General features: G+C 62.7%; 12 protein-coding genes. All 12 read right to left on the reverse strand.

The genetic code is table 11. The features are described 5' to 3' along the window. Positions 1 to 64: 64 nt before the first annotated feature. Positions 65 to 2,089, reverse strand: a complete 2,025-nt coding sequence (locus E0E00_RS10180; protein ID WP_130812393.1) for an ABC transporter ATP-binding protein — start codon at positions 2,087 to 2,089, stop codon at positions 65 to 67. A 14-nt stretch (positions 2,090 to 2,103) separates the two neighbouring features. Then, a complete protein-coding gene (locus tag E0E00_RS10185; protein ID WP_242622234.1) occupies positions 2,104 to 3,132 on the reverse strand; it encodes an ABC transporter permease in 1,029 nt (342 codons plus the stop codon). 10 nt (positions 3,133 to 3,142) lie between these two features. Continuing rightward, entirely contained in the window at positions 3,143 to 4,135 is a 993-nt protein-coding gene (locus tag E0E00_RS10190; protein WP_130812395.1) for an ABC transporter permease, read from the reverse strand. A 332-nt stretch (positions 4,136 to 4,467) separates the two neighbouring features. Beyond that, positions 4,468 to 5,478 (reverse strand): ABC transporter ATP-binding protein, encoded by a 1,011-nt coding sequence (locus E0E00_RS10195; RefSeq protein WP_130812396.1) that lies wholly within the window; start codon positions 5,476 to 5,478, stop codon positions 4,468 to 4,470. Continuing rightward, positions 5,478 to 6,587, reverse strand: a complete 1,110-nt coding sequence (locus E0E00_RS10200; RefSeq protein WP_130812397.1) for an ABC transporter ATP-binding protein — start codon at positions 6,585 to 6,587, stop codon at positions 5,478 to 5,480. Before E0E00_RS10200 ends, E0E00_RS10195 begins: the two co-directional genes overlap by 1 nt. A gap of 2 nt (positions 6,588 to 6,589) precedes the next feature. Beyond that, complete coding sequence (locus E0E00_RS10205; RefSeq protein WP_207302744.1) at positions 6,590 to 7,519, reverse strand: ABC transporter permease; 930 nt, start codon at positions 7,517 to 7,519, stop codon at positions 6,590 to 6,592. 28 nt (positions 7,520 to 7,547) lie between these two features. After that, entirely contained in the window at positions 7,548 to 8,585 is a 1,038-nt protein-coding gene (locus E0E00_RS10210; protein WP_130812399.1) for an ABC transporter permease, read from the reverse strand. 142 nt (positions 8,586 to 8,727) lie between these two features. Next, positions 8,728 to 10,416, reverse strand: a complete 1,689-nt coding sequence (locus E0E00_RS10215) for an ABC transporter substrate-binding protein (RefSeq protein ID WP_130812400.1) — start codon at positions 10,414 to 10,416, stop codon at positions 8,728 to 8,730. 305 nt (positions 10,417 to 10,721) lie between these two features. Continuing rightward, on the reverse strand, positions 10,722 to 10,985 hold the full coding sequence (secG, locus tag E0E00_RS10220) for a preprotein translocase subunit SecG (RefSeq protein ID WP_130812401.1): 264 nt from the start codon (positions 10,983 to 10,985) through the stop codon (positions 10,722 to 10,724). Positions 10,986 to 11,374: 389 nt separating this feature from the next. Beyond that, complete coding sequence (tpiA, locus tag E0E00_RS10225) at positions 11,375 to 12,142, reverse strand: triose-phosphate isomerase (RefSeq protein WP_130812402.1); 768 nt, start codon at positions 12,140 to 12,142, stop codon at positions 11,375 to 11,377. After that, the gene (gene pgk, locus E0E00_RS10230) at positions 12,135 to 13,334 is read right to left on the reverse strand and encodes a phosphoglycerate kinase (protein ID WP_130812403.1); all 1,200 of its coding nucleotides are present in this window, start codon (positions 13,332 to 13,334) and stop codon (positions 12,135 to 12,137) included. Before pgk ends, tpiA begins: the two co-directional genes overlap by 8 nt. A gap of 98 nt (positions 13,335 to 13,432) precedes the next feature. Then, positions 13,433 to 14,458: a type I glyceraldehyde-3-phosphate dehydrogenase gene (gene gap, locus E0E00_RS10235; protein ID WP_130812404.1), complete on the reverse strand. Its 1,026-nt coding sequence runs from the start codon at positions 14,456 to 14,458 to the stop codon at positions 13,433 to 13,435. Positions 14,459 to 14,598 lie beyond the last annotated feature (140 nt).

Consider the following 14,598-nt stretch of genomic DNA (forward strand, 5'->3'; position numbering starts at 1 on the left):
ACGGGCCCGGTCATCCAGGCCCGTCTCGATCTGCACCAGCTGTGGCCGGGACGGCCCCCGGACGCTACCTCAGCGACGTGGGGATGAGGCTCGAGGCGGGGATGAGCTTCCCGTCGCTGTAGACGAGGCGCTCGCGCGTGCGCTCGACCTTGGGGTCAGGGATGGGAATGGCCGAGAGGAGCGCCTTGGTGTAGGGGTCCTGGGGGTTGGTGAAGACCTCCTCGGTATCGCCGTACTCCACGATCTTGCCCAGGTGCATGACGGCCACGGTGTCGGAGATGTGGCGAATCACGGCGAGGTCGTGGGCAACGAAGAGGTAGGAGATCTTGAGCTGGACCTGGAGGTCCTCGAGGAGGTTAATGATGCCGGCCTGGATCGAGACGTCAAGCGACGCGATGGGCTCGTCGAGAAGGAGCAGCTTGGGGCTCGTGGCGAGGGCACGGGCAATGGCGATGCGCTGGCGCTGGCCGCCCGAGAACTGCGACGGGAAGCGGTCGACGTAATCGGGGTTGATGCCCACGAGGTACATGAGCTGGCCGATGCGCTTGTTGATCTTGGGCTTGTCCCAGCCCTGGGCCTCGAGGGGCTCTGCCAGCACGTCGTAGATGGGCATGCGGGGGTCAAGCGAGCTCATGGGGTCCTGGAAGATGATCTGGAGGTTGCGGCGCAGCTCGCGACGGTCGCGAGCGCTTCTCAGCCCAGAGGTCTCCTTGCCAAGGACGGTAATCGAGCCCCCCTCGGGCACCACGAGGTCCATGATCTGCATGAGCGTGGTGGACTTGCCCGAGCCGGACTCGCCTACCAGGGCCAGCGTCTCTCCCTCATGAATGGCGAAGGAGGCGTGGTCGACGGCCGTCATGGTCCCCCTGTTCCTGCGGATGAGGCCCTTGCTCTGGATGGGGAAGGTCTTCACCAGGTCCTTCACCTCGAGCACCACGGGACGCTGGTCGCGGGGGACGTCGGCCCACTTGGGCACCAGGGGCTCAAGCGCGGGGTAGACGTCTACGTAGGTGAGGTTGCCGTCGTGGATCTTGTCCATGTGATGGCAGGAGACCAGGTGGCCCTCCCCTGCCTCGATGGGGAGGAGGTCAGGCTCGGTCACGCGGCACTCGTCGGTTGCCATGGGACAGCGCGGCGAGAAGGGGCATCCTGCCGGGATGGCAGCGAGCGAGGGCGGGTTGCCCTTGATGGGCACCAGGCGATGCTCGGCCGGCATGTGCGGCTTGGGAACGGCACCGAGAAGGCCCATGGTATAGGGCTGGGAGGGGCGGTCGAACAGGATGTCGATGCTCGCGCGCTCGACTGCGCGGCCTGCGTACATGACCATCACGTCATCTGCCGTGCCGGCAACAACGCCAAGGTCGTGGGTGATGAGCACCACGGCGGCACCGGTCTCCTTCTGGGCAACCTTCAAGATGTCCAGGATCTGCGCCTGGATGGTCACGTCGAGGGCTGTGGTGGGCTCGTCGGCAATGATGATGTCGGGGTCGTTCGCAATGGCGATGGCGATGACCACACGCTGGCGCATGCCACCGGAGAACTCGTGCGGATAGGCGTCAAGGCGCCTCTCGGGGTCGGTGATGCCCACGAGGGCGAGCAGCTCGATGCAGCGCTTGCGCACCTCATCCTTGTGCATGTCGGGATTGTGGATGAGCAGTGCCTCGGCAAGCTGGTCGCCAGCCGAGAACATGGGCGTGAGCGCCGAGAGCGGGTCCTGGAAGATCATCGAGATGCGCGCGCCACGAATCTTGGACATCTCCTCGTCGCTCTTGCCGATGAGCTCCTCGCCATTGAGCTTGACCGAGCCTGTGACATGCGCGTTGTCGTCGAGAAGCCCAATGAGCGAGAGGGCCGTGACAGACTTGCCCGAGCCGGACTCGCCTACGATGCCCAGCGTGCGCCCGCCCCAGAGGTCAAAGCTCACGTCGCGCACGGCGTGGACCACACCTGCCTCGGTGTTGAAGGAGACGTGCAGGTTGCGGACGCCCATGATGGGGTCACCGATGGGCGCGCCCTTGGGGCCGTTGGCCTCGAGCAGCTCGTAGCGGAGCGTGTCGTCCATGGTCTTCGTGCTGTTGGTGTCAGACATGCGTACGTCTCCGTCTACTCGTGGTCGGACCCAGCCGTGACGCCAGCGGCGGTCGCGGCGGCCTTCTTGGCCTCGTCCTTCTTGGATTCCTCGTCGGCCACCTCGCCCGCGGCGCGGGAGTAGGGGTCGAAGGCGTCCCTCAGCCCGTCGCCAATGAGCTGCATGCTCACGCACAGGATGATGAGGACGACCGAGGGGATGAGGACGATCCACGGGGCGGAGAGCATGGCCGAGGAGCCCTGGGAGAGGATGTAGCCCAGCGAGGTGTCAGGCGCCTTGATGCCCAGGCCCAGGAAGCTGTAGGCCGTCTCGGAGTTGATGCCGCTGATGACGCCGAGGACCGTGTCGATGATCAGGATCGAACCCAGGTTGGGAATCAGGTGGCGGATGATGATCTTGAAAGAGGGTACGCCCATGTACTTGGCAGCGCGAACGTAGTCACGCTCGCGCAGCGAGAGCGCCATGGTGCGCAGCGTCCTCGCATAGCCAATCCAGCCAAAGGCCGTAAGGCCCAGGATGAGCATGAGCCAACCCTGCGTGCCCGAGGCGGCGCGCACGATCATGGCCACCAAGAGGAAGCTCGGGATGACGAGAAGCATGTCGAGAAACCACATGCCGATCTTCTCGCCCCAGCCGCGCGCGTAAGCGATGGCCGTGCCCACGATAGCCGAGATGGCGGTCGTGAGGATGGCGTAGGTAAGACCAATCACGAGCGAGCGGCCCAGGCCGTGAACCACGCAGGCGAAGAGGTCAAAGCCGCCTCCGTCGGTGCCAAACCAGTGCCTTGCGTTGGGCGCCACGTTGATGGCCGTGAAGTCTGGGTCGGTGTAGTCGTACTTGCAGATGAGCGGGCCAAAGACGGCCAGAAGCACGAGGATGCCCAGGATGGTAAGGCCAACCACGGCGCTCTTCTGCCTAAAGAACCTGCGTGCGATAAGGCCCGCATAGCTAATGCGCCTGACCTCGCCTGGACCGGCAGCGTCGGCCTGGAGCTCGAGCTGGGCGTTGGTGAGCTGCGTGTCCTTGCTGTCCTGCTCTTCCATTGCCATCCCCCTAGCCCATCTTGATGCGGGGGTCCAGGGCCGCGGCAAAGAGGTCCGCGAGAAGGGCTCCCACGAGCGTGCAGGCGCCAGAGAAGGCGGCGACCGCGACGGCACCGTTGATGTTGTTGTTATTGATGCAGTTGATGAAGTACTCGCCCATGCCATGGATGGCAAAGATCTTCTCCGTCATGACGGCACCGGTGAAGATGCTCGCGATGGAGAAGGCCACGTTCACCGAGGTGGGGATAAGGCTGGCACGCAGGGCGTGCTTGCGGATGGCCTGCTTCTTGGTGAGGCCCTTGGCGCGCGCCGTGCGCACGTAGTCCGCGTGCATCTCGTCCAGGAGGTAGGTGCGCTGGTTGAGGTGGTAGCCCACGGCGCTGATGATGGTAAGGACGATCGTGGGCAGAAGGATGTGCTGCAGGAAGTCGATGAGCGCGACGAAGACGTTGGGTCCGTCATAGCTCGAGAGGCCCGTGACGTAAAAGATGCGCTGTCCCGTCTGTTGGTTCATCTCGATGGCAAAGAACACGATAAGGATGGCCAGAACGACCGTAGGGATGACGAGAAACACTGACGCCAGGCCGCTCCAAAAGCGGTCCTGCCATTGGTACTGACGCTGCGCCGTGTAGACGCCCAGGCTCACGCCGATCGCGATCGAGAGGATCGTGGAGAGAAGCATGAGCTTGACCGAGGCACCGATGCGGCCTGCAATCTCGTTGTTCACCGAGCCGCCCACAGGAGAGAGGCCCCAGTTCCAATCGGTCACGATGCCGGAGAGCCAGCGCTGGTAGCGCTCCGTGACAGGAGTCCTGTCGTTCAAGTTGGCCTTGTCCAGGGAGGCCTCGATGGACTCCTGGGACGGCCGGGGCGTGCGCGACTCGAAATTCGAGCGCGGGCTCATGAAGGCGCACGCGAGGAAGTAGGTAAGCGAGGTCGCAACGAAGATCATCACAATGTAGTTGACGACCCTCTTGGCCAGGTACCCTAGAAATCGTGCCATCGAGACTCCTTTGTGCCGTTCGCGCAACCGCAGGGAAGCAGGGCGCAAGGCCCACGCGTCCCCCTTGGGGGTTCCGCTCGCCCGGGCCATACGGAGCGAATGTCCCCCCTGGCACAACAAAGGGGGACGCAAAAGCCACCGAACAGCCACCCATGTGCCGCGTGCCACGCAACGCCACATGGGTCTGACGCGGCACGACACAATATGAGGTAGTCTAGCACCTCGGTCTGGTTACACAATGGAAAACGAGGTGTAAACCAAACGACCAAAACGCCCCGCGGCGCGCATCCGGTGGCGCCGCGGGGCAGAGGACCTTGAGCTTTGATGCTCCCTCAGAGTTCGATCGACGAATCCTTGATGGGGAACGGCCTGCCGTAGTGGCAGGCGCAGAGGTGCCCCTCCCCGAGGTCCGCCAGCTCCGGATGCTCTTGTGAACACTTCTCCGTAGCAAGGGGGCAGCGGGTATGGAAGCGGCAGCCCGTGGGCGGGTCGATGGGCGACGGCGGGTCTCCGGCAAGGATGACGCGTCTGCGCGAGTGCTGGATGTCGGGGTCGGGCACGGGGACGGCCGAGAGGAGCGACTGCGTATAGGGATGGCAGGGCTTCTCGTAGAGCCCCTTCCAGTCTGCGTACTCCATGAGGTTGCCCAGGTACATCACGGCCACGTGGTCGGAGACGTGCTGGACTACCGAGAGGTCGTGCGCGATGAAGAGATAGGCAGTCCCAAACTCCTGCTGGAGTTCGGCCAGGAGGTTGAGCACCTGGGCCTGGATGGAGACGTCGAGTGCCGAGACCGGCTCGTCACAGATGATGAGCTTGGGCTTCATGGCGAAGGCGCGCGCGATCCCCACGCGCTGGCGCTGGCCGCCCGAGAACTCGTGCGGGTAGCGGTTGATGTGCTCCGGGTTGAGGCCCACCATGTCGAGAAGGGACGCCACATACTTGGTTCGCTCGGCCTTGTCGGGCATGAGGCCGTGGATCTGGAGCGGCTCCGACACGATCTCGCCGATGGTCATACGCGGGTTGAGGCTGGCGTAGGGGTCCTGGAAGATGTACTGCATGTTGTGCCGCATGGCCTTGAGCCCTTTGCGGCCCATCTTCATGACGTCTTGGCCGTCAAAGGTGATCGAGCCAAGGGTTGGCTCGATGAGACGCATGATGCAGCGACCGGTTGTGGACTTGCCGCAGCCAGACTCGCCGACAAGGCCAAGGGTCTGGCCGGGATAGATCTCGAAGCTCACGTCGCTAACGGCAGAGACCTTGCGCCTCTCACGGGAGAAGACGCTTGAGTCCACCGGGAACTCCTTGGTAAGGTGCTCGACCTTGAGAAGCGGCTCTGCCATCAGGCCTCGCCTCCCTTCGGACCAACGGCATTGCCAGCTGCGGCATGGCCCGTCTTGGGCGCATTTCTCGCTACGAAGCCTGGGTCGGCAGCAAAGTGGCAGCTCGCATAATGTCCCGGCGCCACTTCGATGCGCCCAGGCCTCTCGGTGCGACAGCGCTCCGTGGCATAGGGGCAGCGCGGAGAGAAGGCACAGCCGGAGGGGAGCCTCACGAGCGAGGGCGGGTTGCCCTTGATGGGGGTGAGCGGGTGCTTCTCGGTCATGACCGGGTCGGGGATCGAGCGGATGAGACCCCAGGTATAGGGGTGCGAGGAGTGATAGAAGATCTGGTCGGCGGGGCCAAACTCAACGGGATGGCCTGCGTACATGACCATGATCTTGTCGGCAACGTCGGCCACCACGCCCAAGTCATGCGTAATCATGACGATGGCGTTGCCGTTCTTCTCCTGCGCCTCGCGCATGAGCTCGATAATCTGCGCCTGGATGGTCACGTCGAGGGCCGTGGTGGGCTCGTCGGCGATGAGGATGTCGGGGTCGCAGGCAAGGGCCATGGCGATTATGACGCGCTGGCGCATGCCGCCTGAGAACTGGTGCGGGTAGTCCTTCACGCGCTGCTCGGGGTTGGGGATGCCCACCATGTCAAGAAGCTCGACGGAGCGCCTGAGGGCCTCCTCCTTTGAGTAGCCGCGATGCAGCCGCAGTCCCTCGCCCAGCTGCCGCCCGATGGTGTAGACCGGGTTGAGCGACGTCATGGGATCCTGGAAGATCATGGCGATGTCGTTGCCGCGGATGTCCTGCATCTGCTCCTCGCTCATCTTGAGGAGCGACTGGCCGCGGTAGCGCACGTCCCCACCCTCGATGCGTCCTGGGGGCATGTCGACAAGGCCCATGATGGTGAGGTGCGTGACGGACTTTCCCGAGCCAGACTCCCCCACCACGCCGAGGGTCTCGCCCCTATCGAGCGTGTAGGAAACGCCATCGACGGCCTTGACCACGCCATCTTGGGTGTGGAAGTACATCTTGAGGTCATCGACCTCAAGGAGGTGCTCTCCCTCGGGGACCGGCTGCTCCTTGAGGTGCATCTGCACCCGCGTCTTCTTCTTGAACATGGCTATGCGTCCTTCATCTTGACGTCGAGGGCATCGCGCAGGCCGTCGCCCAGGAGGGTGAAGGCGAGCACCGTTGTGAGGATCGCAAGACCCGGCATGAGCATGAGCCAGGGCTGGGTGGCGAGGTACTGCTGGCCATCCTGGATCATGATGCCCCACGAGGGGTTGGGGGGCGTGACGCCCATGCCCAGGTACGAGAGAGCCGCCTCGGTGAGGATGGCGCCGCCGATGTTCATCGTGGCGTAGACGACGATGGACGCTACCGAGTTGGGGAAGATGTGCCGTGCGATGATGCGGGCGTCAGAGGCGCCCATGGCCCGCGCGGCGTCGACGTAGTCGTTCTCCTTGACCGAGAGGATTGCCGAGCGGAACACGCGGGCGATGGAGGGCCACCCCAGGATGCCAATGGCTATGAACACGTTCTGGATGCCCTGGCCTATGACCGCCAGAAGCACGATGACGAAGAGCGTGTACGGGAAGGCGAGGAAGATATCGGCCAGGCGCATGATGATGGTGTCCCATATGCCGCCATAATACGCAGCCAGGGCGCCCATGATAAGCCCCAGCACCGTCGAGATGGCCGTTGCGAGCACGCCGACGGCGAGGGAGATCCTCGATCCGTAGATGACGCGGCACAAGACGTCACGGCCAAGGGCGTCCGTACCAAAGGGATGCTCAGCCGAGGGGGGAAGCTTGGACATCGTAGAGCTCATCGTGGTATCGGTGTCGGTGGGCGAGCCGAGCCACTGTGGGACCCAGAGGTCTGCTGTGATGGCTATGGCCACGATAATGGATATCCATATGATGGCGATGACGGCGAGCCTGTTCCTGCGCAGACGGTGCCAGGCATCGCTCCAGAGCGTGCGGGACGGCGCGTCCGTCCCTGTGCCCTCGCCGGCGGCATCCTTGCCAACGACCTTCTCATGCTCCATATCCTTGCTCTCCATGTCACCCACCTCCCTACGCCCTGTCCTTGGGTGCGCCAAACCTGATCCGGGGGTCCAGGAAGGCGTAGCTGATGTCGACCACGAGGTTGATGACCATGACGACGATCACGATGACGGTGACGCCGCCCATGACGATGGGCCAGTCTCGCTGCGTGATCGCCTGGTATATCTCGTTGCCAACGCCCGGCCAGTTGAAGACCGTCTCGGTGAGGATGGCACCGGAGAGCATGGTGCCAAAGTCGATGCCGATGTAGGTCACGACAGGTATGAGCGCGTTCTTGAGGGCATGGTGGAAGATGACATGCCTACGCGAGCAACCCTTGGCACGCGCCGTGCGAATGTAGTCCTGGTTCATGACCTCGAGCAGCTGCGAACGCATGATGCGCGCGGCGTATGCCGTGGAGACCGAGGCGAGCGTGATGGCAGGCAGGATGTAGTACACCCAGTCCTCGAACTCCCCGTTGACGCCACCAGCGCCGGAGATGGGCAGGTACCACGCTCCGCCCGTCCACCCCTTCATCCAGATGCCAAAGAGGAGCTGCAGGAGCATGCCGAGCCAGAATGCCGGCATGGCGACCATTATCGAGGTGAAGAGCGTCACGAACACGTCCCAGAACGTGTAGCGCTTGATTGCGGATATCATGCCCGCGCCTATGCCCACCACCGCCTCGAGGATGATTGCCACGATGGCGAGCCTCACCGTGTATGGGTACCTCTGGGAGAGAATGTCGCTCACCGCAAGGGAGCGCTTGTACGACGTGCCCAGGTCGCCGTGGAGAAGGTCCCAGAGGTAGGTGCCGTACTGCTGGATGAGCGGCGTGGGGGTTGCCTCGCCGTTCTCGTCTAGCTTGGGCGTCCCGTCATCGTTGGTGAGAATGAGGCCATGCTGCGCCTTGATGGCCAGCTCTGTCTCGGGAGACATGGCCCTGTCGCCAGCGATGAGCTTGATGGGATCGCCAGGGACGACGTTTTGGAGCAGGAACATGATGATGGTGACGCCCAGGAAGACGGGGATGAACTGAAGCACTCGCTTGACTATGTACTTGCCCATGTTTGGACTCCCGTTGTCTACCTGCCAGATTCCCTCGCTTGCGCCGAGCGCTCTCCCCCACCGACGGCGGGACGCCCTTCCGGACGTCCCGCCCTGTTTGGAGCATGTGGGATGCACCATGCGGGAGGAGCGCTAAAGAGCGCTACTTCGACTTCTGGGCACTCTCGACGTGGTTGCGGCGGCCAGCATCGAAGTAGTAGGAGAGCATGCTGCTCGACGTGGCGGTGAGGTGCGAGTAGTACATGATCGGCGCGCACGGACACGCCTCGCCGATGATGGCGTCGACCTCCTTCATCGCCGCGATGCGCTTGTCATCATCGACCGTGGTGCGGGCGGCATCAAGCTTGGCGTCGACGTCCGCATCGGAGAAGCCCGACATGTTGTCGCCCGAGCCAGAGCGGAAGAGCGAGTACAGGAAGTTGTCGGGGATGGGGTAGTCGGCCGTCCAGCCGAGGCGGCCGGACTGGTAGTTGCCCTTGCGGTAGTCGTCGAGAATCGTCGACCACTCGCGGGTGTCGGAGGTGGCGTCGATGCCCACAGCCTGGAGGTCGGCCTGGACCATCTCCATGATGGACTTGTGGTCACCCTCAGGGTTGTAGGAGAGCTGGATGGAGATGCCACGGCTACCAGAGGCGTCGGCAGGGTGGTTCTTGTCGAGGAGCGCGGTCGCGGCGTCCTTGTCATAGTGCGCGTAAGGCCAGGAGTTCTCGACATAGCCGTCCATTGCGGGAGGAAGGATGTCGGAGGCAGTCTGGCGGATACCGCTGAAGAGGGTATCGACGATGGCCTGGCGGTTGATGGCAAGCGAGATGGCACGACGGACGTCGGCGTCCTGAAGGACCTCGTCATTGACGTTGAAGACGATGTAGTAGGTGGCAAGCTCGGCACCGGTCATGATCTGCTTGTTGGGTGTTGCGGTGTAGCCGTCGTCGGATTGGCCGTACTGGCTGATTGCGTCCGAGATCTGGGCGGAGGGCACCGTGCAGATGTCATAGTTGCCGGCCTGGTACTCGCGGTACGCGGTCGCGACATCCTTCTGGATGTTGTACTGGATGGCAGCAACCGTCGGCTTGTCGCCGTAGTAGTTGTCGAAGCGCTTCAGGTTGATGTACTGGCCGTCGGCCCAGGAGCCGTCCATCTGGAAGGGGCCGTTGCCGATGGGGGCCGTGTAGAAGGAGTCGGGGTCATCCTCGGCTGCCTTGGGGGCAGGGGCCAATGCAGGGTGGGAGCAGACATAGGGGAAGTCTGCATAGGACGAGGTCAGGTTGACGACAAGGGTATAGTCATCGGGGCACTCAAGGCCGGAGAAGTCGTTCGTGGTGCCAGCGAGCACCTCGTCATGGCCCTTCACGAGGCCCAGGTGGTAGTCGAGCGTGCCCGCGGACTTGACGGCAAAGCTGGGGCTCACAACACGGGTCCAGCCGCGCTTGAAGTCCTTCGAGGTGACGGGGTCACCGTTGTGGAACGTGGCACCCTGGCGCAGGTGGAACGTGAACTCGGTGGCATCATCGTTGGACTCCCAGGACTCGGCCGCCTTGGGGACGAGCGACTTGGCCTTGAAGTCGTAGTCGGTCAGCGAGTCGAACACCATGTAGCCGACCTGCGTGCCCTGGTCCTCGTTCAGGTTGTAGTGGTCGATGCAATCGGGATTGCTGATGTAGTACTTGACGGTTGCGCTGTCATCATACGCAGCCGAGCCGCTGTTCGGCGAAGAGTCCGTCCCGGCAGAGCCGGAGTCGCCCTTCTTGCCGCAGCCCGCGAGGGCAACGAGCGCGCTTGCGGCAAGGCCGCCCTTCACGAAGCCGCGCCTTGTCACACTTGACTGAGTCATACGTCTCCTCCTAAGTCCCCAACGGCGGCAGCATGCGCGGCCACCGTCCTTTGTGGTAAGGTCCCATCCCCTACCTCTTCACTGTAAACATTAGGCTTTGAATCGGATGGATACTAGTGAAGAACCAAAGCTTGCTAGCTGTTGTAACCGTATGGAAAGCTTTCGTCACAATCTGAAACAAACAGTAACAAACCATTGCTACGTTATTAATGAGCATTTGTACTAATGAACGTGCTGCAAGCCCATAGAGAAGGCGGGATGCCCAAGGCACCCCACCGCCCGAAGATACGATATGCGCTGCGGTTCTATCCCACCGAAACGCCCAGTGTAGCCGTGGGGAACGTGATGGCCATGACAATGACGCACACGATAAAGACTGCGGTGGTGATGACGGTCAGCCGGTCGAGGTTTTTCTCCCAGATGCCGGACCCTGCCGAAGCGTTGTAGAGAGACGATGCGATCATGTCCGAGACACCCGTCCCCTTGCCGGAGTGCATGAGCACCAGCGCTACCGTGAGGATGCCGGATAGGAAGAGCAGGACAAGGAGGATGACGTTGAGGACGGTCATGGGACAGGGGCTCCTTTAAGTACAGAGATCGCAGATACAGTCAGAATGTAGGATAGCATAGGCGCACGGATTGGGCACCCCGCTCTACCCGTCTACATAGGCCCTGCGGATCGGATCCCATCCAGGAGTCCAATCCCAAACACCAAATTGACGGTTGGTGGCAGTTTGCGGCAAATTCTTGATATGTGGTTTGCCTGGTGCCAATTCGCTGACCTGCGAACCATCAAAACTCGAATGACTTGCTACTCGGGGATGCCACCAAAAACTGCCACCAACCGTCAATTCGTGACAGGAGGTCCGTACTCGGGACCCCAAGACATGGTCCCGCACCCAAGCGGGTGCGGGACCACGAGTCGCGCATTCCCAGCGGACAACGATATGGGCAGGCCCTACGCCATGGCGCTCCTCACCATGGCGGCAAAGCTGTCGGCCTTGAGCGAGGCACCGCCGACGAGCGCGCCGTCGACGTCCTCCTTCTCGAGGAAGCCACCGACGTTCTCGGGCTTTGCAGAGCCGCCGTAGAGAATGCGGATGCCGTCGGCCGTCTCCTGACCGAAGACCTCGGCCAGGGTCTTGCGGATGGCGCCGCAGACCTCCTCGGCGTCATCGGCAGTAGCGGTCTTGCCGGTACCGATGGCCCAGATGGGCTCGTAGGCGACGACGTACTTGGAGGGGTCGTCGATCACGAGGCCCTCGGTGTCCTTCTTGATCTGGTCGACCACGAACTCGACGTGCTTGCCGGCCTCTCGGATCTCGAGGGACTCACCGCAGCAAGAGATGGGGACAATGCTGTGAGCCATGAGGGCCTTGGCCTTCTTGTTCACATCCTCGTCAGTCTCGCCAAAGTAGCCGCGACGCTCGGAGTGGCCGATGATGCAGTAGGTGGCACCCACGGCGGTGATCATGTCGGGAGCGGTCTCGCCCGTGTAGGCGCCCTTCTCCTCCCAGTAGACGTTCTGGACGCCCACGGCGATGGGGGCAGCGGCCTGCTGGATGACCTCGGCGACGCCCTTGACATCGATGGCGGGCGGGCAGACGATGACGTCCACCGAGCCCGTGCCGTCCTTGAGCTCGTCGACCAGACCTTGTGCGAGAACGACGCCCTCGTCATAGGTCTTGTTCATCTTCCAGTTGCCGGCAATCATCCTATTACGCATCGAGAAGCGCCTCCACTCCAGGAAGGGCCTTGCCCTCAACAAGCTCCATCGAGGCGCCGCCGCCCGTGGAGATCCAGCTCATCTTGGGAGCCAGGCCAAACTTGTTGATAGCGGCAACAGAGTCGCCACCGCCGATGATGGAGGTACCACCGTTGGCCTTGACCTCGCCCACGGCCTCGGCAACGGCCTTGGTGCCATCGGCGAACTCGTCCTTCTCGAACACGCCCATGGGGCCGTTCCAGAAGACGGTCTTGGCGCCCTTGATGGCCTCGGTGTAAAGCTCGCGGGTCTTGGGGCCAATGTCCATGCCCATACGGTCGTCGGGGATCTTGTCGGAGTCAACGACCTCCTTGGCGGTAGGGCTGTCGAAGCTGTCAGTCACCACGTTGTCGACAGGCAGGAGCAGCTTGACGCCCTTGTCCTCGGCCTTCTTGAGGAGCTTCTTTGCCTCCTCGACGTAGTCAGGCTCCTGCAGCGAGGTGCCCACAGTGTAGCCCTGAGCCAGGAAGAAGGTGTAGGCCATGCCGCCGCCCACGATGAGCGTGTTGGCGGAGTCAATCAGGCGATCGAGCACGGTGATCTTGGAGGAGACCTTGGAGCCGCCTACGATTGCGACGAAGGGGCGCTCGGGGTCGGCGAAGATCGACGTGAGGGTGTCGACCTCCTTCTCGAGCAGGAAGCCTGCGGCCGCAGGGATGTAGGCAGCAGGGCCAACGACGGAGCCCTGCGCACGGTGGGCCGTACCAAAGGCGTCGAGGACGAAGATGTCGCCGTAGGAGGCGAGCTTCTTGGCAATCTCGGGATCGTTCTTCTTCTCGCGCTTGTCGAAGCGGACGTTCTCGAGGACGAGGATGTCACCCGGCTTGACGGCTTTGACGGCCTCGGTGGCCTTCGCGCCGTAGGTGTCGTCCACGAACTTGACGTCGTAGCCGGTGAGCTCGGCGAGCTTCTTGGCAGCAGGCTTGAGCGAGAGTTCGGGCTCGGGGCCGTCGCCCTTGGGGCGGCCGAGGTGGCTCATGAGCACGATGCCAGCGCCGTGCTCCTTGAGGTACTTGATGGTGGGGATGGCAGCGCGGATGCGCGTGTCGTCGGTGACGACGCCATCCTTCAGAGGCACGTTGAAGTCGACGCGCTCGAGGACGCGCTTGCCCTCGACGTCGATGTCGCGAACGGTCTTCTTGGTGAAAGCCATGCTCACTCCTTATTGTCGATGCGTGCAGAAAACAGAGGCGCGGCCGCGGCCCGAAAGCTGCAAACCGCGCCCCATAGTCACCTCACCGAAGCGTCGAACTAGGCAACGAACTTCTCGAAGTACTTGATGGTGCGGACCATCTGAGAGGTGAAGGAGTTCTCGTTGTCGTACCAAGAGGTGACCTGGACGAGGCTCTGGCCGTTGCCGAGCGGGTTGACCATGGTCTGGGTGGCGTCGAAGAGCGAGCCGTAGGTCATGCCGACGATGTCGCGGGACACGATCTGGTCCTCGTTGTAGCCAAAGGTCTCGGGAATCTTCTCGGAGAAGGCCTTCATCGCAGCGTTGACACCCTCGACGGTGACCTCCTTGTTAACAACCGCGTAGAGGTTGGTGAGGGAGCCGGTGGGCGTAGGGACACGCTGGGCAGCGCCGATGAGCTTGCCGTTGAGCTCGGGAAGCACGAGGCCGATAGCCTTGGCAGCACCGGTGGTGTTGGGGACGATGTTCTCTGCGCCAGCACGGCTACGACGGAAGTTGCCCTTGCGCTGCGGGCCGTCGAGGATCATCTGGTCGCCGGTGTAGGCGTGGATGGTCGTCATGATGCCGGAGACGACGGGGGCGTAGTCGTTCAGGCCCTTGGCCATGGGAGCGAGGCAGTTCGTGGTGCAGGAGGCGGCGGAGATGATGTCGTCGGCGGCGGTCAGCGTCTCGTGGTTGACGTTGTAGACGATGGTCTTGAGGTCAGAGCCCGCAGGAGCGGAGATGACGACCTTCTTGGCGCCAGCGTTGAGGTGGGCCTGAGACTTGGCCTTGGAGGTGTAGAAGCCGGTGCACTCGAGGACGACGTCGACGCCGAGCTTGCCCCAAGGCAGGTTGTTGGCGTCGGCCTCCTTGTAGATCTTGATGGTCTTGCCATCGACGGTGATGGAGTCCTCGCCAGCGGTGACCTCGTGATCGCGGGAGTAGTTGCCCTGCGTGGAGTCATACTTCAGCAGGTAGGCAAGCATCTCGGGAGAGGTGAGATCGTTGATGGCGACGATCTCGGAGCCCTCGTGACCGAACATCTGGCGGAACGCCAGGCGACCGATGCGACCGAAGCCGTTGATTGCAACCTTAACTGCCATGCTATCTCCTTTCGAGTGGCCGACGGGGCCTCCCCCCGGCGGACCTTGTAACAACGCCGAAACGCCATTGCTAGGGCTATTCTAGCGCACGTTTGCCGTTCTAAAGCGAGCAATCCGCAACGCTGGCAAAATTGTGGACG

It is taken from the genome of Olsenella sp. Marseille-P4559, from assembly GCF_900605015.1.
In the GTDB taxonomy this organism is placed as follows: domain Bacteria; phylum Actinomycetota; class Coriobacteriia; order Coriobacteriales; family Atopobiaceae; genus Tractidigestivibacter.